The organism is Flavobacteriales bacterium (genome assembly GCA_020635395.1).
Classification (GTDB): Bacteria; Bacteroidota; Bacteroidia; order NS11-12g; family UBA9320; genus UBA987.
Window position 1 is genome coordinate 14,659 of the sequence record JACJZV010000005.1, and the last position, 24,206, is coordinate 38,864.

The window sequence follows — 24,206 nt, forward strand, 5'->3', positions numbered from 1 at the left end:
GTAAAATCCGCATCAACTTTTGTTTTTATCCGGCACAAACCTTCGAATAAAATTGACATAGGCATCCGGCGAAAATAAGGCAGAATCAGTGGTGGCTTTATAGGTAAGAAACAGTGCAATAGGGGTAAAAATAATTTGAGCAAACCATCCGCCGGTCCACACCTCAAGCACGCTCTCGCGAGCCAATTTTTCGCCAACGGTTTGGGTAATAAAATATACTATAAACAGCAAAATGGCTACCACCATGGGGGTTCCAAAACCACCTTTTCGGATAATGGCTCCCAACGGTGCACCAATAAAAAAGAGCATCAAACAGCTATATGCTAAAGTAAATTTTTTGTGCCATTGCACCATAAAGCGGTTTCGTCGTTCATACAATTTTTTCGACTCCATACTAATAGCAGAGCACATCTGGCCGATATTTCGAGAAGTTTGAGTTGCACTTTCCACCACCGTGCCAATTTCTACTTTTTGGGGTTGAAAAACGATTGGCTTTTTTGCCGCATTTGCCCTATTTCTTCGAGCCAATAGTGTGAGCGGTTCTTCTTCGTCCTCAACATATTTTATGGTATCCGGTTTGGCCACTTGCATACTGTCGAGCGAAGATTTTAAAATTTCATAATACGATTTGGATTTGTCAATTTTGCTAAAATCATATTTCCGTTCCACATAATTCGAATCTCTATGATGATAAAATGGCTTTATATACTCCGTCAAAAAAACGGTTTTACCTTTTATTCTACCATTCAAATCCTTTACCAGCGAATCTATTTCATCCAAATTTTGAGCATCAAAATTATTCATGAAATTTTGCGGATTTGTACGTTTAAGTTGCAATTCCGACAAATCAAGTGCAATGCTATATTGCTTAAAACTCATGAGATTGTGGGGCATTGTTTCGTTGTATTTCCCTGTTTCAACCATTTCTTGGTATCGTTTGCCATCTTCAAGCGTCAACTTCAAATACCGTTTATCTTCGGTAAATTCCATGGTTCCTGTTTTGGCCAAAATAACATTCGACACACCCGATTTGGTTGTTTCCTGATAGATTAAAACGCCGTCTATTCTATTAGTTTCTTTGTGCTTCTTATCAACCCGAATAGCAAAGCCGTTTATTTGGTTGTAAAAAACTCCGTCTTTAATATCCATTGCCGGCTTTTTCTCTTTCACATCCCAAAGCAAAGAGTAAAAGCTCAAATTGGCTTTAGGTATTAAACTGTTGGACGAATAAAAAGCGAAAGCTCCCAGCAATAGCATAATAAAAATGAGCGGCATCATGGTGTTTATGAGTGATATTCCTGCAGATTTTATAGCCACCAACTCATATCGTTCGCCCAAATTGCCAAAGACCATGAGGGTGCTAAGCAGCACAGCTAATGGCAGAGAGCGTGGTATTAGGTATGGAATAGAGTAAAGAATGAATTCAAGAATAACATACCATTCCAACCCCTTTCCCACCAATTCGCCCACATATTTCCACATAAATTGGAGCAAAAACAAGAAAATTGAAATACCAAAAGTGGCCGCAAACGGTCCTATAAACGATTTGATGACCAGAAGATGCAGTTTTTTCAACTCCTATTTTCTATTAGGTGCAAACGTAAGGTTTGCGATTCAAATTATTTTTTAAAACCGATAAAATCGCCTTTAAATCAATTCATTTTGCAATGCCTCAATTTTTGAGAGCGTATCTGCCTGCTTTTGTTTTTCGCGAGCCACCACATCTTCCGAAGCATTTGCCACAAATTTTTCGTTGCTCAACTTCTTTTCTATACCCATCAAAAATCCTTTCAATCGGTTTATTTCGGACTGAATGGCAGCCACATCTTTTTGATTCAAATCAACGCCCTCAAAATTTAGAACCACCTCGTTTGTACCCAACAATTCTTTCAATCCATCCACGGCAGTATTGTATGAAAATGACTCAACGTTGGCTAATTTACTTACCAAAGACTCCACAGATTTAAACCCATTTTCATTTTCTGTTTTTACGGAAATGGTCGCAGCAATTTTTGGAGAAATTTGTTTTGTATTTCGCACCGAACGAATAAGTGAAACCAATTCTTTGGCCAGTTCAACTACGTTATTTTCAGATATTTCCGAAGTTGCCGGCCACGTTTTGTTGTTTATAAAGATAGAATCTGATTGATGTAAATGTTGCCATAATTTTTCGGTCACAAAAGGCATGAATGGATGTAACAATCGCATCAAAACATCGAAGTTTGATTTGATTTTTTCTAAATCTTTTTGCGGAATCGGACTGCCATAGGCCGGTTTCATCCACTCAAGATACCAACTACAAAAATCTCCCCAAATAAGTTTATAAATGGCCGTCATTGCATCCGAAATACGGAACTTTTCAAAATGGCTATCCACTTGCTTAACGGTTTCGTTTATGGTGGCTTGCATCCATGCATGAATTTGGTCGGAAGCTCCATCGTAGAACAAATCGTCCGACTTTTCGGTAATTTCCCAACCATCAATCAATCGATAAGCATTCCAAATTTTGTTGCCAAAATTTCTGCCTTGTTCGCACAAAGCCTCGTCAAACAATAGGTCGTTTCCGGCGGGTGCTGCCATCATCAATCCCATTCGCACACCGTCTGTGCCGTAGGTATCCATTAGGCCAATGGCATCAGGCGAGTTGCCCAATTGTTTCGACATTTTTCTTCCTTGTTTGTCACGAACAATCCCAGTGAAGTACACATGGTCGAACGGCTTTTCATTACGATATTCAAATCCGGCCATTATCATTCTGGCGACCCAGAAAAATATAATGTCCGGCCCGGTAACTAACACATTTGTTGGGTAATAATAGTTTATTTCCGCATTGTCTGGTTCGTTAATTCCATTAAAAACACTAATCGGCCACAACCAAGAAGAAAACCATGTATCCAACACATCTTCGTCTTGTTTTAATTGGTCTATGGCAATATTCGAATCAATGGACTTTGCCTTTTTTAATGCCTCTTCAAGGCTTTCGGCCACCACATATTTTCCGTTCGGCAGATAGTAGGCCGGAATTTGCTGCCCCCACCACAGTTGACGGCTAATACACCAATCTTTTAGATTCTCCATCCAATGTTTGTAGGTGTTTTTCAATTTTGCCGGGTGCATGTCTATGTCATCATTCATTACATCGGCAAGCACTTGAGGGTTTTTATCAATATAGGCTTGCATATTTACAAACCACTGCTGACTGAGTTTTGGCTCAATCATGGCGTTGGTTCGTTCACTAAAACCAACTTTGTTTTTATAGGGTTCTATTTTTTCAAGGTTTCCCGTTTCTTCAAACGATTTGGCAATATTTTTACGCACCCAAAAGCGATCTTTTCCTACAAAAAATTGGGCGGCTTCACTCATAGTTCCGTCCTCACTTATCGTGTCGATTACTTCAAGGTTAAACTTGATGCCCAAATTGTAATCGTTTATATCGTGGGCGGGGGTAACTTTTAAGGCTCCGGTACCAAATTCAGGCTCAACATATTCATCAAAAATGATAGGCACTTCTCTATTAACCAATGGAACGATGGCCTTTTTACCTTTTAGGTGTTTATATCGTTCGTCTGTTGGGTTCACACAAATGGCCGTATCGCCTAAAACAGTCTCCGGACGGGTGGTTGCAACAGTTATGTATTCATCCGAATCAACAATTTTGTATTTGATGTAAAACAACTGTGAGTCAACTTCCCGATAAATAACTTCTTCGTCACTAAGAGCCGTTTTTCCTTCCGGATCCCAGTTTACCATTCGCACGCCTTTATAAATTAGACCTTTATCGAATAAATCCACAAAGACTTTAATAACGGATTGATAGAGTTCGGGTTCCATGGTAAATCGGGTTCTATCCCAATCGCACGAACAGCCCAACTTTTGCAATTGCCCCAAAATAATTCCACCGTATTTTTCTTTCCATTCGTATGCATGTTTCAAAAATTCCTCTCTACTAAGGTCTTTTTTGGCAATGCCCTTTTCTTTGAGCATGGCCACCACTTTGGCTTCGGTGGCAATGCTGGCATGGTCGGTGCCTGGCACCCACAAGGCATTATATCCCATCATTCTGGCCCGCCGAATCAACACATCCTGAATGGTATTGTTGAGCATGTGCCCCATGTGCAATACCCCTGTAACATTGGGTGGGGGAATAACAATGGTAAAAGGTTTTTTCTCGTTTGGCGAGCTGGCAAATAGTTTATTTGAAAGCCACGAATCGTATATTGTCGATTCGAACTCTGACGGGTTGTATTTATCGTTTAAGTGCATTCTGTGTATTGATTTTAAAAATCGTTCAAAAATAAAAAAGCCTCCCGTTTTGTGCGGAAGGCTTTCTTAGAAATTATCAAACTAAAGTTAAACTCTTTTTTCTTTAATTCTTGCTTTTTTACCGGTAAGCCCTCGCAAGTAAAACAATCTCGCTCTTCTGACCTTTCCTCTTCTGTTTACCACGATTTTCTCAATCAATGGGCTATTGATAGGAAAAATACGCTCTACACCAAAACCGCTCGAAATTTTTCTAACCGTAAAAGTTTCTGTAGAACCGCTTCCTCTACGCTGAATAACAGTACCTTGAAAGGGTTGAATACGCTCTTTGTTTCCCTCTTTAATTTTATAGTGAACAGTCACATTATCACCCGCACCAAACACTGGCAAATCTGCTTTCAATGCTTCACTCTCAATTTTCTTTATTAAGTCCATGTCCTTGAAATTGGGCTGCAAAATTATATTTTTTATTTATTTAAACGAAACAAAGATTTTATTTTTTGGAGAACTTCGCAAATGAAGGTTTTACAACTTTTGGGCATTGGGAGAAAATAACACATCTCTCAAAGTGCCTATTTTTACATTTTATTGAAGCATCTGTAGGGAAAAAGACCACACTAAAATTATGATATATATCAGATTTAGGGTCATTTTGATTGGATTATTTCTGATTTTTAGATAAAAATCTTTTGTACCAAAAAGAGTTGAATCAAGCCATTTCACTAACATCTCACAGCCTTTGAATCAACCTTAAAACCTAACAGAACAAAAATCTTGTAAAAATGGTTCGGATACTTTTGTCTGATTTAAGTCAGATAAAAATATCCGAATACCAAATTTGATATACTTTCGCAGAGGAATTTAATTATCACAGTTATGTTATCAAAAAATCAAGCACGGTTGTTCTTTATCGGAGGCACAATCGTCACTTTTAGCATTTTCTTGGGATTGTCGTGGCACACTTTGAGTACGGAGGTACCGAAGAAAACCAATTCACAAAAAATTACCAAAACCGTTGTCAGCGGCAAGGCCTTGTGGGAGTCCAATAATTGCATGGGCTGCCACAGTATTTTTGGCGAAGGAGCCTATTATGCACCTGAGCTTACAAAGGTAATTGAGCGACGAGGGGAGGGTTTTGTAAAAGCCGTTTTGATGTCAAAAACCCCGTGGAGTCCTCGTGGACGTAAAATGGTAGCCTACGGTTTTTCGGAAGAAGAAGCCAATAATCTTGTCGAATTTTTTAAATGGTGTGGTGAAGCCGATTTGAATGGATTTCCCGCTAAACCACCCTATAAAGCAGAGTCAAATCATTAATTTTTAATACAATGAAGTACAAATCTCAAAAAATAGCATATTGGTTTTTTGCCCTTTCCATGTTGTTGCTTTCATTGCAGCTGATATATGGTTTTATCATGGGTTTTGCCCACATGGGTTACGATGGGCTTCACTCAATCTTTCCGTTTAACACGGCAAGAGCTGTGCATACCAACCTATTAGTTATGTGGTTGCTTTCAGGGTTTATGGGGGCAGCTTACTATATTATACCAGAAGAAGCTGAAAACGAACTGGTAAACGTTAAACTCGCTTATGTGCAGCTTATTTCATTTGCCTTAGTAGGGGTTGTTGCCATAATTGGTTATCACTTCAACTATTGGGAGGGTCGCAAATTTCTTGAAATTCCTCGACCACTCGACTGGTTGGTGGTTGTCAATGTGCTTACCTTTCTTGGTCTTATTTTGATGACTTTGTTTAAAGGTAAAAAGAGAACAACCACATCATTGGTATTGACAATGGGGCTGGTATTTGCCGCCCTCTTATATCTACCCGGAATGATTTGGTTTGACAATCAAACGATGGATTCATTTTTTAGATGGTGGGTAGTTCACCTTTGGGTTGAGGGTGTTTGGGAACTTATCATGGGTGGTATTTTGGCATTTTTACTTATAAAAATTACTGGAGTTGACCGTGAGGTAATAGAAAAGTGGCTGTATGTAATTGTGGGACTTACCTTTATTTCGGGTATATTGGGTACTGGACACCATTATTATTTCATTGGCACACCCAAATATTGGTTGACTATTGGGGGTATTTTTTCTGCCCTTGAACCCCTTGCATTTCTGGGAATGGCTCTATTTGCCGTTTATATGTATCGAAAAGGAGAAAAAAAGCACCCAAACAAAACAGCATTAAACTGGACTTTGGGAACTGCCATCGTTTCCTTTGTTGGTGCAGGTTTGCTCGGTTTGGCTCACACATTGCCTCAAGTAAACCTCTACACCCACGGCACATTGGTTACTGCTATGCACGGACACCTTGCATTTTGGGGAGCTTATGCCATGATTGTTTTGGCAGTAATAAGCTACGCATTGCCCAATCTTACGGGTAGAAAATTGTATGATACCCCACGCGGAATGTATGCATTTTGGCTCTCCAACATCGGTATGTTGGGAATGACAGTGGCCTTTGGCGTGGCTGGCGTGGCACAAGTGTATATGGAGCGAATAATGGGTGTAGAATTTGGCGTTGTTCAGAAAGAAATACAAGTTCACTTTTTTGTATTAATATGCTGTGCAACCCTATTTACCATAGGCATTGCCCTGTATATCCTTGAATTTATCCGACATGGAAAACCAAATGACGAAGCAATTATTAACAACAACAATATATAAAAAATACAATTAGTTTTATGAACGCAACTTTTAAAAATCGGTTAATTATTCCTGCACTATTAGTAGTAGTGGCGGGGGCGTTTTCAATCATTTCCTGCAATAAGCAAGCGAGTGATAAAACCCTTAGTGTGGATGACATTATTGCAATGAAAACAACTGGAGAAGAAAACGCAGAATTGACTGCTCCACCCTTTGTGCCAAAACCTGTGGGTGATAGAGCTCCAAAAAAGCTCATTGTAAATATGGAAATTGTTGAAAAAGAAATGGAAATGGACAATGGTGTGAAATATACCTATTGGACTTTTGGAGGCTCGGTTCCGGGCAGTTTTATCCGAACCAGAGTGGGTGATGAAATAGAGTTTCACTTAAAAAACCATCCAGACAACAAATTGCCGCACAATATTGACCTACATGCCGTTACCGGACAGGGCGGTGGTGCAGCATCTTCATTTGTTGCACCCGGACACGAGGTAACCTTTTCGTTTAAAGTAATCAATCAGGGTATATTCATATACCACTGTGCTACTGCCCCCGTAGGTATGCACATTGCCAACGGTATGTACGGTTTAATTTTGGTAGAACCCGAAGGTGGATTGCCAAAAGTGGACAAAGAATATTATGTAGTGCAAGGAGATTTCTACACCAAAGGAAGTTATGGTGAAACCGGTTTGCAGGCTTTTGATATGAACAAAGCAATAAAAGAAGATGCAGATTATGTTGTATTCAATGGTAAAGTAGGTTCATTAACTGGCGACAACGCCATTACGGCAAAAGTTGGCGAAACAGTACGTTTGTTTGTCGGAAACGGTGGTCCTAACTTAGTTTCTTCATTCCACGTAATCGGAGAAATCTTTGACAAAGTATATGTAGAAGGCGGTGAATTGATCAACAAAAATGTGCAAACCACACTGATACCAGCAGGTGGGGCGGCCATTGTAGAGTTTAAATGCGAAGTGCCCGGCACATTTATTTTGGTTGACCATTCAATTATTAGAACATTCAACAAAGGCTCATTGGGTATGCTCAAAGTTACAGGAGAAGAGAATAAAACTATCTATTCTGGCAAACAGCAAGATGGAATATACAACCCTGAGGGAGGTGTTATTCAAGAATTGCCGAATGAACCAAAAAATACACCTGCCAAAAATTATACAATGACTGAAAGAATTGAATTGGGCAAACAGATTTATATGAAAACGTGTTTTGCCTGCCATCAAAATAATGGTCAAGGATTGCCCAATGCCTTCCCTCCTCTTGCTGGTTCTGACTACTTCAAAGACGACGTAAACAAGGCCATAGATGCGGTGGTAAACGGACTTACTGGCAGTATTACCGTAAACGGGAAACAATTCAACTCGGTTATGCCAAAACAAGTTATGTCGGATGATGACATAGCCAATGTACTAAACTATGTTACCAGCAGTTGGGGCAATGGCAAACAACAAATTACCCCAGAGATGGTAAAAGCTAGAAGAAAATAATTTCTGCTAATTTCATTGGCAGCAAAGAAAAAACTTCGAAGCAATACAATGAAGCATAAATATTTCTTGTTTTTAGTGGCATTTTTACCTGCATCCTGTCAAAAAATGGATGCAGGTAATTTTGTCGAAAATGTATCTACACCCTCTGTGTTTATTGATGACTCTGTAAAAATGAAACACATTACCGGAGGAAGTTATAAACCCTTGTATGGCAAAGATTCGGCAGACATAATTGTACATGATTTTTTACTGGATGAACACCCCGTTACCAATATGCAGTATAAAAAATTCGTTATGGCAAATCCACAGTGGAGAAGATCGGCAGTAAAAAAGATTTTTGCAGACGGAAACTATCTAAAAACTTGGGATTCTGACACATCATTTCCTGCCAATATTCACCCCAATGCTCCGGTTACCAACATCAGTTGGTATGCTGCCGAAGCCTATGCAACATCTGTCGGAAAAAGATTGCCCAACATAGATGAATGGGAATATGTGGGTATGGCCGATGAAACAAACTACGATGCCCGTATAAACAAATCATACAACGAAGCAATACTGGCATGGTATGAAAAACCCCGAACTTTTGGCAATGAGGTGGCACAAAATGCTCAAAACAAATGGGAGATTTACGATATGCACGGATTGGTTTGGGAATGGATACAAGATTTTAATTCGGTATTGATGAGCGGAGAGTCGAGAAAAGATGGTGCCACCGACCGGAATTTGTTTTGCGGCAGTGCCTCGTTGGGTGCTTCCGACCTAATGAACTATGCCGCATTTATGCGATATGCTTTTAGGGGAAGTTTAAAAGCCAATTACTGCATTCAAAACTTGGGATTTAGATGTGCAAAAGACATTAAAAATAAAGAAAATGAATAAATACCTTGTTATATCTGCACTCATACTGCTGTTTGTGGGTTGCACGTCAAAAAACAGCGAAAACCCAAACTCCATAACCGAAGAATCCATTTTTAACTTGCAATCAGAATGGCAAAACCAAAATGGTGAGACGGTAAAATTGACAAACTACAAGGGCGAAGTTTTGGTGGTGGTAATGATTTATACCTCTTGCCAATCGGCCTGCCCTCGCTTGGTGGCCGATATGCGGGATATAGAGTCAAAAATACCTGAGAAATATTTAGATGGGGTAAAGCTAATTTTAGTAAGTATCGACCCCGAAACCGACACTCCCGAACGCCTCAAAGAATTTGCATCTACCAACCAAATGAGCGACCCTCATTGGGTTTTTTTAAGGAGCAACATTGTTTCTACACAAGAATTTGCCAATGTTTTGGCTGTAAAATACAAACAAATTTCCCCGAAGGATTTTTCACATTCCAATATTATCAGTGTTTTTGATCGGGGAGGAAATCTGGTTCATCAACAGGAAGGACTGGGTGTAAATAATGAAAACACGGTTAACACAATTATCAACACTTTAAAAACAAAATAGTATGAAACGTAAAATATATTTTCTGCTTACCTTTCTATGCCTACAATTTATGGCCAATGCTCAGTTTACCTTTAACGCACAAAGCTTGCAACGAGGAGAGTATCGAAACGGCTATAACAAAATAATGAGCCTACATACTGCCCCGGCAGTTTTTGTTGCTCATCGGTTGCGGTTAGAAACAACATACAAAATGGATAGTGTTAAATTTTATATGTCCGTTCAAGATATACGCACATGGGGTGCCACCCCAAGCACCAAATTGTCTGATAATTTTTTATCGCTATATGAAGGCTATGTGGAGTTTCCGGTTGCAAAAAATATGGTGGCCAAAGCCGGAAGACAAGAGTTGGCCTACGACAACGCTCGGTTTTTAGGAAACCTTGACTGGGCTGTTCAGGCTCGTTCACACGATTTCTTACTTTTTAAATGCGAAAAAAAGGATAGAAAATTGCACTTTGGTGGCGGATATAGTGCCGACAATCAAACACTTACAAGAAGTACTTATCAAACCAACAATTTTAAAGAAGCTCAATTTGTGCATTATCAAAATAAGTTTAAAGGACTTTCCTACTCACTTATTTTTTGGAATAATGGACTTGCTGCCTCGCCAAAAGACAGCTTGGGAAACCCCATTAATAAGGTAACATTATACTCTCAAACGTTGGGTATTTCTAACCTTTCATACCAGATAAAAAAAACCACCCTTTCCGGATTTTTTTACTCCCAATCTGGAAAAGATGTAATTAATAGAACCATTGGAGCTTACGATGCCTCGATTAGTATTTCATACAAAAAAGAATTGTCGGAAACCAAAAAAGAGTTTTTACAATTAACATTGGGTGCAGAAATGATGTCGGGAAACAAGGACCTTGCCCCGTCGGCTACGCGTAATAATGCTTTTAGTCCTTTTTACGGAACCAACCACATGCACAACGGATACATGGATCTTTTTTATGTAGGCGGAAGAAACGAGAACCAACTTGGGTTGAACGATTATTTTTTGAGAATTAAATATCAGCCCAGCAGCAAACACTTTATTTCTTTAAATAGCCACTATTTTAGCACAAACCAAAAACCGCTGTTAAACGGCGTTTCGCCCGGCTACGAATCGGCTTTGGGAGAAGAGTTTGACCTTACGTATGGACGAATAATAAACAAAACTGTTTCCTTACAGATTGGTTATTCGCAGTTTTTTAACACCAAAGCAATAGATTCTCTTCAAAAAGTAGCCAACTCAAAAGCAACACAAAATTGGGCTTATGTGGCGGTGCTTTTCCGACCAAACAATCCTAAACGATTTACCGGTTTAAACTTTTAAAAGGAATGAACCCAAATCAAATAAAAGACGGTGCAGATGCAGCAAATGCCCCTTACTATAAAGTAATTGGAAAAGAAACTGTGGTGTTTGAACACGCCTGGCAAAACAAACTGCCTGTGTTGCTTAAAGGCCCCACCGGCAGTGGCAAAACTCGCCTCATCGAATACATGTCTCACCAATTGAATACTACATTAATAACGGTGAGCTGCCATGAAGAAACATCGTCAACCGATTTGATTGGAAGATATATTATTAAAGGCAGCGAAACGCTTTGGGTAGATGGACCAATGACTCAAGCCGTAAAAAAAGGATATATTCTGTATTTGGACGAGGTGGCCGAAGCCAGACCCGATGTTATGGTTGCCATACACTCGCTTACCGACCACCGACGACAGTTGTTTATTGACAAACTGGGGGAGAGCATTGATGCCCACCCCCAGTTTATGTTGGTGGCATCCTTCAATCCGGGTTATCAAAAAGGATATAAAGAGCTAAAACCATCAACTCGGCAACGTTTTGTCTCGCTTTGGTTTGACTACCCTTTGCCAGATGTGGAATCGGAAATAATTCAAAAAGAAACCGCAATAGACCAAAGCACGGCCACTAAAATAGTTGCCCTTGCCAACAAAATACGCAATTTGCACGAAATGGGATTGACCGAAACAGCCTCGACGCGGTTGCTGGTAAACGCCGCCAAACTGATACAGAGCGGGTTGCCAAAACGGCTCTCGGTGAAATGTGCCATTGCCCAAGCCCTTACAGACGACAAAGAGTCGCTTACGGCTCTCAATGATCTTTGCGACTTAATGATTTGAGAAAATGGAGCTGGATGAAATTTTGTATTCCAAAATTGTTAAACTGCTTCAAAAGCGAAAAAAGAAGAAAGAAGATTCCAACCCGCACATTGTTTACCTTTCTGATATTCAACCACGATTGCTTTTTATTGCGAGGGCATTAACCGGTAGCCCCATAGAAATTTATCCGGCAGAAAGAGAAGGTGGATATAAAAATGATGATTTCTTTCTTCCCGAAAAAATCAACCTTTTTTCTTCTGTTGATCAAAACGTGCAGTTTTATTTTTTCCGTATTTTCTTTCTTTCTATTCAATACCAACTCCAATTAAACTTAATGAAACCAACAGAAAATGAGGAAATTACCGAAAAGCAAACCGAACAAAATGCCAAACCGATTTTGGAAAAAATGGAAACAGATTTTCCAAACGTTTACAGCATTTACCAAGGTTTGTTAAACCAATTTATACTTCAAAACCAATCGCAAACACCCGAATTGTTTTGGTTTTATGGCAAATGGATGTACAACTCCCCAAACACCATAAAAAACCCAAAAACAAACCATGAAAAAAATAATCCGTTGGCTCAGGCTCTTTCTGAAGAAATTAAAACAATAATTAAATCCAAGCCTGTTGAAGAAATTAAAGCCATTGAAATAGATAAAAAAGCACAAGAAGACTACGTTTTAAACCACAATTTTGAAAAGGTAGAAACGGCAGATGAGTTTAGCGGTTCGTGGCGAGATTTTGACGGAGAAGATGATTTGGAAGACCATGCCGATGCTATAAATGAGCTGAGTATGCGGTATGTGGTAAGAACAGATGAACAAAACAAAAGCATATACCAAAGTGATTTTAGAGAGAATGTGTCTATTGCCGAAGGCGATAATACACAAAGCAACGAAACGGTGCTTTCATACCCTGAATGGGACTACAAATCGAAAGAATATAAACCTGACTTTTGCAAAATATACATCAGCAAGCTGATGGGTGCAGACCAGAGTTTTTATGCAAAAACCCTTTCTGAACAGCAAAAAACGCTAACGGGTTTGAGAAAAATGTTGGCCGCTGTAAACAACAAGCGAAGGCTGCAAAGAAGATTGCAAGATGGCAGCCAGTTTGATACCGATGCCGTAACTGACTATTTTGTTGATACGTTCGGAAAAAAAGACCCCTCAGACAAAATCTATGTTTCGGATAGAAAAAAAGAAAAATCACTTTCCATTGCTTTATTAATTGATATGAGCATGTCTGCTGATAGCTATGCCGACAACAACCGCATTATTGATGTAGAACGTCAGGTTTCTATCTTATTTGGAGAAATATTGCACGAACAATCTGTTGACTTTGCGGTATATGGCTTCAATTCGAAAACGCACAACCACTCCAATTTTATCATTGTAAAAGATTTTGACGACCCATGGAAAAAATCGGTGGCAAACTTTAGCTATTTAGAACCTACCGGCTACACTAGAATAGGTGCTGCCATTAGGCATTGCAACCAACTGCTGCAGGCCCGAGAAAATCAGAAAAAGTGGATGATTTTGCTCTCCGACGGTAAACCAAATGATTTTGATAGATATGAAGGCAAATACGGCATTGAAGATATTAGGAAGGCTTTGCATGAACTTAATTTTAACCATATTCAACACTATGCTCTGGCCATCGAAGCCAACGCAAAATTCTACTTACCACAAATGTTTGGCGTTAATCACTTTCAGATACTCTCTTCTGCCAACCAGTTGGTAAATGCCATGGTAAGGCTGTATGAAAAAATAAGGGTGTAATTGTATTATTCCCAACTTTGAAATCAAAAACGAATGTCACAAAGCGTATATCAAAAATAAACTATGTCGCATTTTTGGGGTAGCTTATATCCCTCAGATTTCCATTTGGAGGCCTAACCATCGACAAAATGAACAGATAAACTTATTTTTGCCACTCATATTATACTTACTGAAAAATGAAATTTTATAAATTATTGTTTTTTATCAGCATTGTTTATCTGTTGGGAGGCTGCAAGGTAGCCGACAAATTCACCCAATTTGACATGGAATACAAAACCACGGCCATAGTAAAATCGGCCTCCGGCATCAATTTGCCTTTCGATATTTTAACACCTGATGTGGAGAGCAATTCGGAAAGCACTTTTGAGGTAAATGACACCCGAAAGGACTTGATTGAAGAAATAAAACTAAAGCATCTTGATTTATTAATTACCTCGCCTGATGGGCAAAACTTCGATTTTCTTAAATCCATTGCCATTTATATTTCGGCCGATGGACTTAATGAAATTAAAGTGGCATGGAAAGATGATATACCCGATGGCATGGGCAACAACTTAGTGCTCGAAACCACTGAAAACGATCTTAAAGAATATATCAAAAAAGATAAATTTAATTTGAGACTAAACACGGTTACCGACAAAGTGATAACCAACGACGTATATATTGATGTAAACTCTATCTTCTTTGTGGATGCAAAGTTGTTTAAATAGATTTCTCCTCATAAAGATTATTTAACCCAAGTCTAAGATTTCTAATGGCTTCGTAGAGTCGTTCAATAAATTCAAATATTTCTTTTCAGCTTTTAGATTATTCATATATTTGTCAGAATAAGAGATTTGGAGCTGTTCATGAATGTTAAAAATGTGCTAATCCTATTGCTACTCACCTACTGTTTTCAGCAGGTTTCTGGACAAAGTGAGTTTAGTGTGCCTTCTGTTGGGGAATATGCAAAGACCGAGTTTTTGTATTTTGAAAAAGAAACCGTTAAAGAGCTAAAACTTGGCATCAACTCATCGGAATACAAAAAAGATTTAAAACGGCTCTACAATGCCAAAAAAGACATGGTGTATAACATGGCCATGAACGACCACATCTTTTTTTCGACCGATTGGGAAAACTACTTAACAAACATTGCATACACCATAACCAGCAACAATGCCCAGTTTGCCATGCTAAACCGAACCCAGGTGGTTTTGAGCAGTTATTTTTGGCCCAATGCATTTAGTGTAGGGGAAGGCACCATTGTTATAAATCCGGGATTGATTTCGGTGCTTGAAAATGAGGATCAGCTTGCCTTTGTTATATGCCATGAATTTGCCCATTTTTTATTGAAACACTCCGAAAAAATGTTTGTAGAAGTGTTGCAAAAACAGGAATCGGAAGAAATTGAAGCAAGATTAAAAAACATAAACAATTCGGAATATTACAAGCTTACCAAGTTCAAAGATTTGCTAAAAACATTTTTGTATGAAACCAACAATCACATAAGAGCAAACGAAAAACAGGCCGATTCATTAGGGTTGGTACTTTATTTAAACACCCACTATAAACCCGAAGAAGCCTTAAACACCATTCAAATACTCGAAAATCTAAATAAAAAGAAAAAATACGACATCGATGTTTTTGAAAAATTAGGAGCCGATAGTATGGGAATTGACCAAAACACTATACTAAGTGAATCGAAAAAAGAAGGCTCTTGGATAGATTTGGATTCGCTAAAAACACATCCCGACTGCGAGGAGCGGTTTAATATTTTGGCCAGAAGGCTTAAATCTGATAGAAAATTTGACAACCAAATACCCAGCACCACGGCCGATGACAATTTTAGTCATTTTAAAAAGGAGATGAAATATTTCAAAATTCACTGCTATCTGCAATTTGACAGACTTGATTTGGCACTTTTAGAATGTTGGAATATGATGAAACATGGCGACAGTAACCTTTATCTGCAAAAAATGGAGAATTATATCATAGCCTCTTTTGCATACGCCCGCACAAAGCATAGAATCGGCACGGTTTGCTCCTACCCCAACGACTCCATGAGTTTGGCACAAAAGCAGCTTTCAAATATGCTATACGGAATGCGTTTTAAAGCCTTGATCGAAAATTTGAATGCCTATGCTGAATCAAAATATTATGAAAAATTCGATGATGAGATTTCTATTTATTCGGCAGCATTACTTGCCTATTGTTTGAAAGATGAAGGCCAACTCAAAATATGGCGAGACAAATATTTGGAGAACTTTTATAACCAAGTGCCAGAAAGATATAACACCATTAAGTATCTAATTTTATAATTACAATCGATATATGAAAACGGTCAAATTACTATTTTTAAAAAACCTGATACTGGGTTTTGCACTAATCATGACTATGCCTGCTCTGGCTCAGGAGTATAACATTGAAAATGTTGGGCGTGTAGGCATCCGAAATTCCGGAACCATAATGGATGGCAACATCATTAAGGGGTATTATTTTTTCTATTTTTCGGAGAAAATAAGCAAAAAAGAAAATGCGTATGAAATTGTTGTGTTGGACGAAAACTTGGTAGAAAAATCATCCAGCAAAATGACAGACAGCAAATCAGCATTTTTATTGGAGGCTTCATACAACGGAAAAAACATCCTTTTTAAATTTTATGACTCTAAGTCAAAAACGGTTTCATACCGCACCATTGACGAAGCCGGAAAAGTGAGCAGCAAAGAAACCCGCGAACCCGACAAAACTGAGCAAATGACTTATCTTACGGCTGTGACAAATGAGCTTGAAAACACCAATTTGCAGGCCATTAACGACAAGTTATTTGTAGATATTTACAACGTAAAAACAAAAAAATACACCTTTTCGGTTCAAGGTTTGAACAACAGCGGAAAAATTGTTTGGACATACGACCACGTGCCAACCAGCAAGGTAGAAACCGGCAGTTTTTTGGGCAGCAGCAAGGACCAAATTTGGATTGCAGTAGCCAAAGCAAAAAATATTACCACCAAAAATTATTCATTCGACTTGATGGGTTTGAATACTGAAGGCGAAAAAGATTTTGACATTCCGCTGGTAAATAAAAAGTATAACATGCTGGCCATCAATGCAGTTTACAATCAGAAAAAAGACGAAATCATTGTATTGGGAGAATATTTTGATATTGAAGACAAAGCAATGAAAAGCGACAGCAAAGGTGTTTTCATTAAAGTAATTTCCCCTACGGGCGAAGAAATTTCTGAAAACTTTATTTCTTGGTCGCGAGATGTGGCAGATTTGGTAAGTTCTGAGCAGAAAAAAGAATTGAGCAAGTATTATGTATTCTTTCACAACGTGGTTCAAACCGCAGATGGCAGAATATACGCCATTGGCGAGCAATACCGCAAACAAGTGAGTGCAGCCGGAGTGGCCATGAATGTTTTGGCGGCCTCCAGCAGCAACGTGAGTACCAATGCCAGTACAATGGAAATTAAGTTTGGCAATATGGTGGTTTTAGAAATTTCTCCCGACTATGAACTTTCAAAAGTACACATACACGACAAAAAAGCGAGAACTGACGTATTGCCACAGGGTTACGGAACAGTAAGTCAACATTTGCTGGCTCGTTTGCTAAAATCGGTAGGTATGTTCGATTATTGTTTCACTCAAAACAATGAAGACGCTTCATTGGTAAGTTTTGCCTATACAGACATTGAAAAAGTGAAGGGTAAACTAAAAAAACAAGCGGTTGTTCATTTTGTACATTATGTGCAAGGACAAGAAGAATATAGCGAAGATAAAATTGAACTTTCTACAGAGGCGAGTTCCATTGCTTTTATGGCTGCCAAACCAGGATACGTTTTGATTTCGGAATATTACAAAAAGGAGAAAAAAGCCTCTTTTAGACTTGAACCTCTGAATTACTAAAATTTAGTATTGCATAAAAAAAGGCCGGCAAAACCGGCCTTTTTTATTTCTATATTTTTCGCATTCGCAAACTTTGCGGAGTTACTTCCAAATACTCATCCTCTTTGATATACTCCATAGCCTCTTCCAAAGAGAACTGAACCTTCGGAAATATCTTCGCAGCCTCATCAGTACCAGACGCTCTGATGTTCGTCAATTTTTTACCCTTAATTAGATTCAAATCCAAGTCGTTGTTTCGGGTATGCTCACCCACAACCTGACCTTTATAGATTTGTTCGCCGGGTTCTACAAAAAATCTTCCTCTGTCTTGCACCCTGTCAATGGCATAAGCCAATACCTGACCTTGCTCCATGCTTACCAACGAGCCTTTTAGTCTGGTAGGAATATCTCCTTTAATGGCATCATATCCCCTTAAACGGTGGGTCATAATTGCCTCTCCTGCCGTTGCGGTCAGCACGTTGTTTCTTAATCCAATAATCCCTCTCGACGGAATGTCAAACTCCAAATGTTGTAAGTCGCCTTTTGGCTCCATTACTTGTAGTTCCCCTTTTCGCATGGTAACCAATTCGATAGCTTTCCCTGCATAGTCCTCTGGCACATCAATCACAAGAGTTTCGTAGGGTTCTAATGTTTCACCATCAACCTCTTTGGTTATAACCTGTGGTTTTCCCACTTGCAATTCATACCCTTCTCTTCGCATGGTTTCTATCAAAACAGAAAGATGCAAGATGCCACGACCATGCACCACAAATTTGTCTTCAGAGTCAGTATATTGAATACGCAAGGCAAGGTTCTTTTCTGTTTCTTTTTCCAATCGATCACGCAAATGGCGTGAGGTAACAAACTTGCCTTCTTTTCCAAAAAAAGGAGAGGTGTTGATGGTAAAAAGCATACTCATTGTTGGTTCGTCCACTTTAATTCTTGGCAAGGCTTCGGGGTTTTCTATATCGGCAAGTGTATCGCCGATTTCGAAATCATCCAAACCGACAATGGCACAGATATCGCCACTTCTCACCGATTCGGTAGGGACTTTGCCCAAACCTTCAAACACGTCTAATTCTTTTATTCTCACTTTTTTGGTAACACCATCTCTTTTGCAAAGCATGTAATCTTTGCCCACATTCAAATCGCCTCTAAACACACGACCAATGGCAATACGACCTTTAAATGGCGAAAAATCCAATGAAGTAATTTGCATTTGTGGAGAGCCCTCGCGATAAGGAGCCTCTGGAATTACCTTTAAAATAGTATCCATCAATGGCCAAATATCGTCGGTGGGTTGTTTGTAGTCAAAATTCATCCAGCCATGTTTGGAGCTTCCATAAAGGGTTTCAAAATCCAACTGGTCTTCGGTGGCATCCAAGTTAAACATCAACTCAAATACATCGTGTTGCACCTCTTCTGGTCGGCAGTTTTGCTTATCAACTTTATTAATTACAACAATTGGCTTCAACCCCAACTCAATAGCTTTGCTGAGAACAAAACGTGTTTGAGGCATGGGGCCTTCAAAGGCATCTACCAACAACAGCACACCATCGGCCATTTTTAGCACACGCTCTACCTCGCCGCCAAAATCACTGTGACCGGGAGTATCAATGATATTAATTTTTACTCCTTTATAGTTAACAGAAACATTTTTAGAAAGGATGGTAATGCCTCTCTCCCGTTCCAAGTCGTTGTTATCCAAGATTAATTCTCCAGTTTCTTTTCGGTCATCCAACAATTTACTGGCTTGAATAATTTTATCAACTAAGGTTGTTTTTCCGTGGTCAACGTGGGCAATAATGGCAATGTTTCTAATAGATTGCATGCAGTCTTTTTTGAGGCCGCGAAAATATCCTTTTTAATAAGGAATTAGGTGTTAAAATATTTAGTTTTTTTGACTCCTACTTTGAACTGTTCTACCTCACCAACTCTACCCAACCCGTTTTGTAATAGATTTTTTGGTCGATGGTTCTGCCGTCTATTTCATAGATGTAGCTGCCATGTGGTGCTTTTTTGCCGTTGGCAGAATCGTATTAGCCACAAAAAGGCCTCTGCCGAAACCGACAGAAGCCCTTATTAGGAATACAAAATTTACTAATTATAAAGTGTGTTTGTAGCCAATACTCCAGCGGATGCCTTGGGTGCTGCCAGAGTAGATATAATCAGTTCTGGCATAGTTATGTACAAATTTCACTTGAGGATTTAAGATGTTTTTTACCGATACAACCACTTGTGATTTTGAGCCAATTTTCTTGAAAAGGTTTACATCCAATGAAGGTCGAGGCATTTCGTAAACATCCGGCAAATCTCCTTGACTTACCAAAGCCAAACGTTTTCCGAAAATATTAAAGCTAATGTTGGCCGTAAAATCGCTCGAATCTTTGTTCACTTTATTTCTGATGTTGAAATAGGTGTTAAAAATATAAGGAGATTGGCCATACATCGGTCGAGTTGGCGATGCCGTTTCGTCAATTTCTTTTCTTACAGTATACTCAAAACTATCAATGGTAACGATGCTTTTTATAAGCGAACCGTTGAAGCCCCACTCGATTATTTCTAATCTTGGATTAACAAAAGCTAAATTTTGCAACCACTCCATTTCTAAACCATACAGTGTTGCATTTCCCACATTGCTAAAGGTAATTTCGGTATTGCCTGCCGTAGGGTTTTGTGTTTTTTCGATGGGTGCATCAAACATTTTATAGAAACCGGAAAGCGAGAATGTTTTCCCTCTTGATGGAACTAACTCATATCGAATATCAAAATTTTGAATTTTAGTTCTTCTCAAGTTTGGATTACCAATAAGTACATAATCGCCTGTGAAGAAAAACGAAGGGAAAGGAACTAACTCCCTAAACGTTGGACGTGCCAAGGTTTGTGAATATCCAAAACGTATGTTACCCATTTTTCGGTCGGAATAGGTTGAAGTATCTATTCTGTTCACAAAATTGTAAATAAGATTAATGCCCGGTAAAACGTCGATATTGTTCAATTTTCCTGCTTTTTGGCTTTCTAAAAGTGAACGAACCAAAATATCTGTAGTCTCCACTCTGGCACCCCCTGTAAAAACCCACTTTTGACTTAGGGCGGTGTTTATTTGAGCAAAAGCGGCCATTACATTTTGCCAACCATCATAACTATTCTTTTTATTTCCGGCAGGATTTCCTTTTATGAACGTATATTGATTTGCATTTGTTGACGGATAAGAGGCAATGTTCATGTTTTCCGGTGCAAAAAATGCGTTAATATTTCCATCGAAATCGTTCGTTTCAAAATAGTCAAAACGTGTTTCTCTAAAAGTTCTCATTTTGTGCAAATACGAAACACCGGTTTTAAATTCTCGTTTTTTATCAAATCTATCGGCCAACGGAATGGTTAAGAAAATTTTATTATCCCAGTTGGTTTCATCCATTTTTCTGTAGTATCGAGAAGGTGCGTTGTATGCCGCCTTGTTGATTCGATACATTGTATCATTGGTAGAAGAAACGGTGTAATCGTAGGCAAAAAATCGCAAATCGGGTTCATTTTGTTGCGAAATAGTGGCTGACGAAATCCAATCGATTCGAGTAGGTTTTAATGATTGATCCGCTCTTGTAAAACTATGCTCTCCTTTTAGTTGTGTGTTTGTAAGCGTTCGTTGCAAATACTGCAACGTGTTCGAAACAAAAATGGCGTTGGAATTAACCGGAGCATCTTCCGCCCACATTCCTGCCAAAATTCTTGTTCCAACTTCTCCACTTTGATTTCTCATTGTGGTAAGGCTTAGTTTTCTTAAACCAATTGGATTATATTTTTTAATACTATAACTCAAGTTTCCGTATAGCCCGGTAATAACTTGATCAGACGAACTCTTGTCGTTCAACAAATATTGTGGATTGAGCTCCGTGGATGATACCGCATTGAATCTGCCTACGCTGCCGTTGTCGTAAAAACTGTAATTTCTTCTGTAGCTTGCACCCAATAGGTAACCCCAAGGTTTAGAACCTGTTACCTTCTTACCGCCAAACGTTCCACCAATGTTGTAGGCGTAACTTTGGTTTATACCGCCGTTTTTGGTATGTATGTTATTATCAGTTCCAAAACTCTTTGATAGTGCTTCCAGTTGACTGTTATCGGCTCCCGGAACAGGAACTATGTTTGGCACTTCGGTGTTTGCAGCCATATCCGGCATTTCGCGTTTGCCATTATCAAAACCCAAAAAATCGGTTTTACTACCATTGTACGTAATGAAGTTTGGATTAAAAAATGCCTGACTGTTGCCACCAAGCGAGAGGCTGAAATTCATAAAAAATGAATCAGGAAATTCTTTGGTAGTAATGTCTATCAAACCACCCGAAAAATCTCCGGGAAGCTCTGGCAAATAACTTTTGTTTACCTGCATATTGCTAATCATGTTGCTAGGAAACAAATCCATTTGAACTGAGTTTCTGTCGGGGTCAAGACTTGGCACTTCGCATGCATTTAAAGTGGTTTTGCTGTATCTATCGCCCAAACCACGCACAGAAACGTATCGGCCACCTTCTACTGAAACACCGGTTACACGACCAACGGCATCCGCTGCATTTGTCGATTGTTGTTGCGTCATTTGTTCGTTGCCAATAATACTTATGGCTCGGTCGGCTCTTATTTGCATATTGATAACCTCCTCTTTGCTTTCGGCCAATTTTCTTTTTACAGAAACTTCCGCACCTTTCAAAAGCAATCCTGAACCGCTTGACATAGTTGCATTTTGGATGGTAATTTTTCCGGCTTCAATTTTTACGTTTTCAAACGTCAACTGCTCAAAAGTAATGTGTGATATTTCGATGGTATAAATGCCGGGTTCTAGGCCAAACGAATATCTACCATCAAAGTCCGAAATGGTTCCTGTTTGGGTTCCGGCTACTTTTATGTAGGCATTGTAAACCGGTTCGCCATAGTCGTCAATCAAAGTACCTTGCAATGTACCTTTTTGGTTTTGTGCAAATGCTCCCGAAAAAAGGGCAGCGATAATGCTGATTGTGATAAAAAATTGTTTCATTCTAAAAATTGTATTCCTTTTAATTTTTTGCTTTTTAAAACAATTAAACCACCGTGCCTAATGACACGGTGGTTATTGTTAAAACTTATTTCAACAGTAGTTCAACTATTATCTGTTTATTTACGATCTTATTTTACTAGACCAAGAGCATCAATCTCTGTCCAGCCTTTAATCCAAGCATCTTTTCCTGGTTCAAAAGCACCTTTATAAGTAGTTTTTGTAAAGAATGGGTCGGCAGACAAATCGCTTGCACCGCTCACATCGCCAGAAGGAACGCCAGCTGTTAAACCTGGATTAGCAATTTTGTTTCCTGAAGTGTTTGCACCACCTTCAAGGTTATCTCCTTTAGAAGAAAGGATAATTTTTGTCAAATCACTACCTTCAACCATGTGGAAGATGTTGTCAACTACTTTCAATTGACCTGCATCCAAACGTTTTTTGCTGTCTTCTCCGTCACCATCAAGGTCTTCAATGTCAATACCATGTTTCCAGTTTACGAAGATTGAATTGTGATATTCACCACCGGCATTATCTCTAAAAGTTACAGCTCGGCTGTTTCCATGACCAATGTATGTGCAGTTTGAGAAAACCGGCAAGGCATAAGGAGTTCCATCTTCAGGATCAGTTCCACCATCGTGCTCACCACCTCTATCACCCACTAGTGATGGATCTTGTTGAACAAAAATAAATTGTGCTTTGCCCCTCCAACCTTCATCGTAGTCAATGTTGTCATCACCACAGTAAGCAAGAGCCATATATTTTATATTTACTGTTCCACCAAACAATTCAACCGCATCATCGGCATTACCAACTACTTCAATGTGGTCAACAATAGTACCGCTACCAACACCGCCCAAAGACAAACCGTTGATTTCGTTTCCTGCACCAATATCCGTTCCACCATGTCTGATAGAAATGTATCTCAACACACCTGAGTTGTCTGCATCGTCACTACCACCATACACGCCTCTGGTTTCAGAAGTTGGGATACCTTCGATAGAAGAATAACCTGGTGTACTATTTAACCCGGCTTTTCCAAGCACAATAAGTCCACCCCACAATCCGCGAGTTGATGGAGCCATAGAACCATCCAATTTATCTGCTTCAGAAGTAAAAATAATTGGTTCAGCGGCAGTACCTTCGGCCATAATTTTTGCACCTCTTGCCACAATAAGAGCAGAAGCATTTTCACCTTGACCAGATTTTCCTTTAATAACAGTTCCAGGATTGATTGTCAATGTTTGGCCTTCGTTTACAAACACAAGACCATTCAAAACCCAAGTTTTATCGTTGGTCAAAGTCATTGTACCAATTCCTTTTCCGTTGTCTTTAATAGTAATAATGGTTTCTAAAACTACACCTGCATCATCTTTAATCTCTGAGGTTGTAAATTCTGTGTCAGGCGTGAATATTGGAGTATCATCTCCTTTATCAGGACCACAAGAAGTAAACATAGAGCTACTTACAAACAATGCTACAATTGCGAATAAGCTAAATTTTAATTTAATCATTTCTTAAATACTTTTTACGGCTGCAAAACACAGCTTAAAGTATT

At 39.0% G+C, this 24,206-nt stretch carries 17 protein-coding genes; 11 read left to right on the top strand and 6 right to left on the bottom strand.

The features are described from left to right. Nucleotides 1-12 precede the first annotated feature (12 nt). The 3 genes from H6607_12655 to rplS form a co-directional block, all read right to left on the bottom strand. Entirely contained in the window at nt 13-1,575 is a 1,563-nt protein-coding gene (locus H6607_12655; protein MCB9263217.1) for an LptF/LptG family permease, read from the bottom strand. 72 nt (nt 1,576-1,647) lie between these two features. After that, on the bottom strand, nt 1,648-4,263 hold the full coding sequence (locus H6607_12660; GenBank protein ID MCB9263218.1) for a valine--tRNA ligase: 2,616 nt from the start codon (nt 4,261-4,263) through the stop codon (nt 1,648-1,650). Between the two features lie 87 nt (nt 4,264-4,350). After that, nucleotides 4,351-4,695, bottom strand: a complete 345-nt coding sequence (gene rplS, locus H6607_12665) for a 50S ribosomal protein L19 (protein ID MCB9263219.1) — start codon at nt 4,693-4,695, stop codon at nt 4,351-4,353. A gap of 441 nt (nt 4,696-5,136) precedes the next feature. On the opposite strand from rplS, the gene H6607_12670 reads away from it, so the two are divergent. The 11 genes from H6607_12670 to H6607_12720 all read left to right on the top strand — a co-directional run bounded on the left by H6607_12670 (nt 5,137) and on the right by H6607_12720 (nt 17,646). Beyond that, complete coding sequence (locus H6607_12670; protein ID MCB9263220.1) at nt 5,137-5,574, top strand: cytochrome c; 438 nt, start codon at nt 5,137-5,139, stop codon at nt 5,572-5,574. A gap of 11 nt (nt 5,575-5,585) precedes the next feature. After that, the gene (locus H6607_12675) at nt 5,586-6,929 is read left to right on the top strand and encodes a cbb3-type cytochrome c oxidase subunit I (protein ID MCB9263221.1); all 1,344 of its coding nucleotides are present in this window, start codon (nt 5,586-5,588) and stop codon (nt 6,927-6,929) included. Between the two features lie 17 nt (nt 6,930-6,946). Then, a complete protein-coding gene (nirK, locus tag H6607_12680; protein MCB9263222.1) occupies nt 6,947-8,410 on the top strand; it encodes a nitrite reductase, copper-containing in 1,464 nt (487 codons plus the stop codon). A 171-nt stretch (nt 8,411-8,581) separates the two neighbouring features. Next, a complete protein-coding gene (locus H6607_12685) occupies nt 8,582-9,292 on the top strand; it encodes a formylglycine-generating enzyme family protein (GenBank protein ID MCB9263223.1) in 711 nt (236 codons plus the stop codon). Continuing rightward, nucleotides 9,285-9,866 (top strand): SCO family protein, encoded by a 582-nt coding sequence (locus tag H6607_12690; protein MCB9263224.1) that lies wholly within the window; start codon nt 9,285-9,287, stop codon nt 9,864-9,866. The genes H6607_12685 and H6607_12690 overlap by 8 nt, the downstream gene beginning before the upstream one ends. A gap of 1 nt (nt 9,867) precedes the next feature. After that, nucleotides 9,868-11,184 (top strand): hypothetical protein, encoded by a 1,317-nt coding sequence (locus tag H6607_12695; GenBank protein ID MCB9263225.1) that lies wholly within the window; start codon nt 9,868-9,870, stop codon nt 11,182-11,184. 5 nt (nt 11,185-11,189) lie between these two features. Further along, nucleotides 11,190-11,999, top strand: a complete 810-nt coding sequence (locus tag H6607_12700) for a CbbQ/NirQ/NorQ/GpvN family protein (GenBank protein MCB9263226.1) — start codon at nt 11,190-11,192, stop codon at nt 11,997-11,999. Between the two features lie 4 nt (nt 12,000-12,003). Continuing rightward, on the top strand, nt 12,004-13,761 hold the full coding sequence (locus H6607_12705) for a VWA domain-containing protein (protein MCB9263227.1): 1,758 nt from the start codon (nt 12,004-12,006) through the stop codon (nt 13,759-13,761). Between the two features lie 176 nt (nt 13,762-13,937). Then, on the top strand, nt 13,938-14,471 hold the full coding sequence (locus tag H6607_12710; GenBank protein MCB9263228.1) for a hypothetical protein: 534 nt from the start codon (nt 13,938-13,940) through the stop codon (nt 14,469-14,471). 138 nt (nt 14,472-14,609) lie between these two features. Then, nucleotides 14,610-16,058 carry a M48 family metalloprotease gene (locus tag H6607_12715; GenBank protein ID MCB9263229.1) on the top strand — a complete coding sequence of 483 codons (1,449 nt, stop codon included), beginning with the start codon at nt 14,610-14,612 and terminating at the stop codon, nt 16,056-16,058. Between the two features lie 13 nt (nt 16,059-16,071). Beyond that, nucleotides 16,072-17,646: a hypothetical protein gene (locus tag H6607_12720; GenBank protein MCB9263230.1), complete on the top strand. Its 1,575-nt coding sequence runs from the start codon at nt 16,072-16,074 to the stop codon at nt 17,644-17,646. Between the two features lie 49 nt (nt 17,647-17,695). Here H6607_12720 and typA read toward each other — a convergent pair whose 3' ends face one another. The 3 genes from typA to H6607_12735 form a co-directional block, all read right to left on the bottom strand. Then, nucleotides 17,696-19,456 (bottom strand): translational GTPase TypA, encoded by a 1,761-nt coding sequence (gene typA / locus H6607_12725; GenBank protein ID MCB9263231.1) that lies wholly within the window; start codon nt 19,454-19,456, stop codon nt 17,696-17,698. Nucleotides 19,457-19,729: 273 nt separating this feature from the next. Next, complete coding sequence (locus H6607_12730; GenBank protein MCB9263232.1) at nt 19,730-22,651, bottom strand: carboxypeptidase regulatory-like domain-containing protein; 2,922 nt, start codon at nt 22,649-22,651, stop codon at nt 19,730-19,732. Between the two features lie 128 nt (nt 22,652-22,779). Beyond that, a complete protein-coding gene (locus H6607_12735) occupies nt 22,780-24,162 on the bottom strand; it encodes a hypothetical protein (GenBank protein MCB9263233.1) in 1,383 nt (460 codons plus the stop codon). Nucleotides 24,163-24,206 lie beyond the last annotated feature (44 nt).

Coding starts and splice junctions, on each gene's coding strand:
- H6607_12660 (MCB9263218.1), bottom strand. CDS start 4,263: ATGCACTTAAACGATAAATACAACCCGTCAGAGTTCGAATCGACAATA.
- H6607_12730 (MCB9263232.1), bottom strand. CDS start 22,651: ATGAAACAATTTTTTATCACAATCAGCATTATCGCTGCCCTTTTTTCG.
- H6607_12715 (MCB9263229.1), top strand. CDS start 14,610: ATGAATGTTAAAAATGTGCTAATCCTATTGCTACTCACCTACTGTTTT.
- H6607_12695 (MCB9263225.1), top strand. CDS start 9,868: ATGAAACGTAAAATATATTTTCTGCTTACCTTTCTATGCCTACAATTT.
- H6607_12705 (MCB9263227.1), top strand. CDS start 12,004: ATGGAGCTGGATGAAATTTTGTATTCCAAAATTGTTAAACTGCTTCAA.
- H6607_12735 (MCB9263233.1), bottom strand. CDS start 24,162: ATGATTAAATTAAAATTTAGCTTATTCGCAATTGTAGCATTGTTTGTA.
- H6607_12700 (MCB9263226.1), top strand. CDS start 11,190: ATGAACCCAAATCAAATAAAAGACGGTGCAGATGCAGCAAATGCCCCT.
- nirK (MCB9263222.1), top strand. CDS start 6,947: ATGAACGCAACTTTTAAAAATCGGTTAATTATTCCTGCACTATTAGTA.
- H6607_12690 (MCB9263224.1), top strand. CDS start 9,285: ATGAATAAATACCTTGTTATATCTGCACTCATACTGCTGTTTGTGGGT.
- H6607_12720 (MCB9263230.1), top strand. CDS start 16,072: ATGAAAACGGTCAAATTACTATTTTTAAAAAACCTGATACTGGGTTTT.
- H6607_12670 (MCB9263220.1), top strand. CDS start 5,137: ATGTTATCAAAAAATCAAGCACGGTTGTTCTTTATCGGAGGCACAATC.
- H6607_12685 (MCB9263223.1), top strand. CDS start 8,582: ATGAAACACATTACCGGAGGAAGTTATAAACCCTTGTATGGCAAAGAT.
- H6607_12675 (MCB9263221.1), top strand. CDS start 5,586: ATGAAGTACAAATCTCAAAAAATAGCATATTGGTTTTTTGCCCTTTCC.
- typA (MCB9263231.1), bottom strand. CDS start 19,456: ATGCAATCTATTAGAAACATTGCCATTATTGCCCACGTTGACCACGGA.
- rplS (MCB9263219.1), bottom strand. CDS start 4,695: ATGGACTTAATAAAGAAAATTGAGAGTGAAGCATTGAAAGCAGATTTG.
- H6607_12710 (MCB9263228.1), top strand. CDS start 13,938: ATGAAATTTTATAAATTATTGTTTTTTATCAGCATTGTTTATCTGTTG.